Here is a 3,593-nt window from a genome sequence, read left to right on the forward strand (position 1 = left end):
TGATATTGGAAAACCGTACACAAAAAACGGCAGGGTATCTTTATAATAAAGGGTTAGGCCGGACGGAGTTCCGAAGGCTGAGGTTAAAACAGGTAAATGATACAGCGCTTACTATTGAAGGACAGGATACCATTGCCCTGGGGGCAATCATAAGACCCGTTACAGATCCTTTGTATATCCGGCAACAGAGCGCCCGTGCGCAGTTACTATCGAATTTCTGGATAGATGGAAGCGGAAGGGCCGGCGCTTTTATGACCAATAACAGGATTAATTCTCCACATACGGTGATGCTGAAACCGGAGGGAAGCATTTCCCGCTGGGCCACTTTTCTTTACAACGCAGAAACAGGCGCCGGTAACCAGGGATCAGATTTCCGGCTGGCCAGGTATAGCGATACCGGCGCATTTATGGATAACGTGATGACTATTGAAAGAGCTACCGGTATTGTGACGCTTAATGAGGGAATGAAAACCAGCGGAAGAGTTGCAATAAATACTGCCTTGAGTGGCTTCCGGCTTGCTGTTGCCGACTCTGATACTACTGTTTATAGCCCGGCCGGGAAAGCCGTAAGCTATCCCCTGGGAACAATAGCCGGCTTGTATAATATGTCGCCCACTGACAGTACCTATTCCGGCATATCCTTTCAGGCACTTAATAAACTGGGACTTTACCAGTCGGCTTATATGGGGATTGTTTCTGTTGGCGGAAATGCGTATCAGTCGAATGTAGTAATAGGCCAGCGCACCGGCCCCATTTCGTACACGGAGCGTTTACGTATAGCCCCAAACGGTAGTGTGGGTATTGGTACGGTATCGCCTTTGGCTTTGCTGGATGTTAACGGCAATGTGCGTATTGCCAATGCAAGGAATAATGCTGCCGGAGACAGTATCCTTACAACAGATACAAATGGTATTGTGAAACTGAAAGCTGCCGGAACGGGTATTATGCCGGTGCGTAATGTTACTGCCAATGTATTATTAGGTACCGGGGATTTTACCGTGCTTGTCAGCAATACCACCGTATTAATACCCTGAACCAGGTGATAGCGCAAAGCTCTCCTGATGGCGGTGCCAGTCATTTCTGGTATGATCGTTTAGGCAGGCTCGCCGTTTCGCAGAATGCCAGACAATTGCTTAATAACGCATACAGCTATACGTTGTATGATTATATAGGACGCATTACCGAAGTAGGAGAAATTCTTAGCAGTGCGGCGATGACACAGGAGATAAGCCAGAATGCGGTAACCCTCTTGCAGTGGGTAAATTCAGCCGGCAGCAGCCGGTCACAAATCACCACGACAGTATATGATCTTCCCTATATCTTCCCCGAAGGAAATATCTGGGAGGCCAAAAATCTCCGTAACCGGGTGGCCTGGAGCGCCGTTTATAATCATATAGCCGATACAATTCCCGGCAGTCAGACCTCAGCGACATATTACAGTTACGATATTCACGGTAACGTACGTACGTTGTTACAGGAATACAATGCAGCCACGCCTAATGAAGGGAACAGGTTTAAGAAGATTGCATACACATATGACCTGATCAGTGGCAACGTAAATACAGTTAGCTACCAACCGGGTCAGCGGGATGCCTTCTATCACCGTTACAATTATGACGCTGAGAACAGGCTCACGAATGTAGAAACCAGCAAGGATAGCATTTATTGGGAGAATGACGCTTATTATCAGTATTATAAACACAGCCCGCTGGCAAGAACAGTACTCGGGCAGCAACAGGTACAGGGGATAGATTATGCGTATACCCTGCAAGGCTGGTTGAAAGGCGTGAACAGTACTGCCGCTACCAGTGCATTTGATATTGGTAAGGATGGTGCTGCCGGTGGCATAACAGCCCGCGATGCATTTGGATTTGCTCTCCATTATTTTGGTGATGATGACTATAAACCAGCTAATGCAAATGTTCACCCGTTTGCTGCAGCCGGCAGTGCATTAAAACCGCTATACAATGGGAACATTGGAGCCATGAGTGTGAACATTCCCAAAGTGAGAACACCTTTGATGTATGCATACACATATGATGCACTGAACCGCTTAGTTGGAATGAATACCTCGCACAACCTGAATGCAACCACCAATACATGGGCGCCGATAGCTGTGCAGGATTTCGGGGAAACTATCAGTTATGATCCGAATGGGAATATACTATCCTATAACCGGAATGGTAATCAAACCTGGGGCGGGAAGCCGCTGTTGATGGACAATCTGCAGTATCATTATATTCCCGGTAAGAATCAGCTTACATCTATAGCCGATAACGTTCCGGAAACCAATTACGCAAATGATATAGACAACCAATCCGATAACAATTATTTATACGACGGTATAGGCAATCTGGTACACGATGAACAGGCGGGAATAGATGTTGAATGGAATATATATGGTAAGATCAAACAAATAAAGAAGAAGGATAACTCCACTATTGTTTATACGTATGATGTAGCCGGAAACCGGATCAGTAAAATTGCTAAAGGAATAGAAACACGTTATATCCGGGATGCGAGCGGCAACGTGATGAGTGTATATGTAAGCGGGGATCCTTCCATTAATAATAGTTTACTGAGCCAAACTGAGACGCATTTGTATGGCAGCGGCAGACTTGGAATAAATAACCTGGCAATTCAGGTACAGAATGAAGAAACACCTGACTTGGTTAGATTGCAGGGACTAGGTTTCGGTACTTTTGCTACCTTTATCAGGGGTAATAAGTTCTTTGAGTTAAGCAATCACCTCGGGAATGTACTGTCGACCGTTACGGATGCGAAGAAAGCCGTATCTGCAGATGGGAATACGGTGGATCATTATGAGGCGGATGTAGCAAGTGCACAGGATTATGCACCATTTGGAATGGGGCTTGATGGAAGAGGGTTTGATGCGGGGAGGTATAGGTATGGGTTTAATGGGAAGGAGAATGATAACGAGGTGAAGGGAGAGGGGAATCAGCAGGATTATGGGATGAGGATTTATGACCCGAGGATAGGGAAGTTTTTGAGTGTGGATCCACTAACAAAGCAATACCCTCATTACACTCCTTACTCTTTTGCGGGAAATAAGCCGATTCAGTATATTGATATTGATGGTGGTGAAGAAGGTGCAAGAGTTATTAGAATGAGTCCTCAACTAGAAGTAATTAGAGGAGGGCAGTATGGTAGGGCTTATTTAGATCCATTTAGGGAAGTTGAGTTTGATGCAAACGGGCATTCTTATTACGAGCCAGATGAAGTGCATCGGAATTTAGGCGCAAGCATGCGTTTAGAGGATTTGCAGAAAATAAAGCAACTTGATTTTGGAATTAATTATGAAGTTATCAATGGAGCACCAGCTTCGCGATTTACTGCTGAATCTCACCAGCTCTATATGTCAGCTGCTCTTGATGCAGCGCAGAAAGCTCGTGTAGGTACTGCTAACGATTTCTTTGATAAGTATTTAAATAAAAGGACCAATAGAAAAGATGAATCAGAAGTATATGAATTGCGTGCGAAATCAGCTGGTTGGTACACCTGTTATAGTTGTGAGAATGTAACATTGGATAATGTTCATTTTAGAACAGATCCTAGTGTATCTGGAGGGAGAC

The 3,593-nt window shown here is 45.0% G+C and carries 2 protein-coding genes; both read left to right on the top strand.

Translation table 11 applies throughout. The annotated features are described in order from the left end of the window. Positions 1-1,034 (top strand): hypothetical protein (locus tag VN105_RS26520; RefSeq protein ID WP_325645933.1); only part of this gene is annotated, 1,034 nt, incomplete at its 5' end. A 5-nt stretch (positions 1,035-1,039) separates the two neighbouring features. Continuing rightward, on the top strand, positions 1,040-3,593 hold a 2,554-nt coding region (locus VN105_RS26525), incomplete at its 3' end, for an RHS repeat-associated core domain-containing protein (protein ID WP_325645935.1).

Origin of the sequence: Chitinophaga sp., assembly GCF_035564935.1 — a bacterium.
Classification (GTDB): Bacteria; Bacteroidota; Bacteroidia; order Chitinophagales; family Chitinophagaceae; genus Chitinophaga.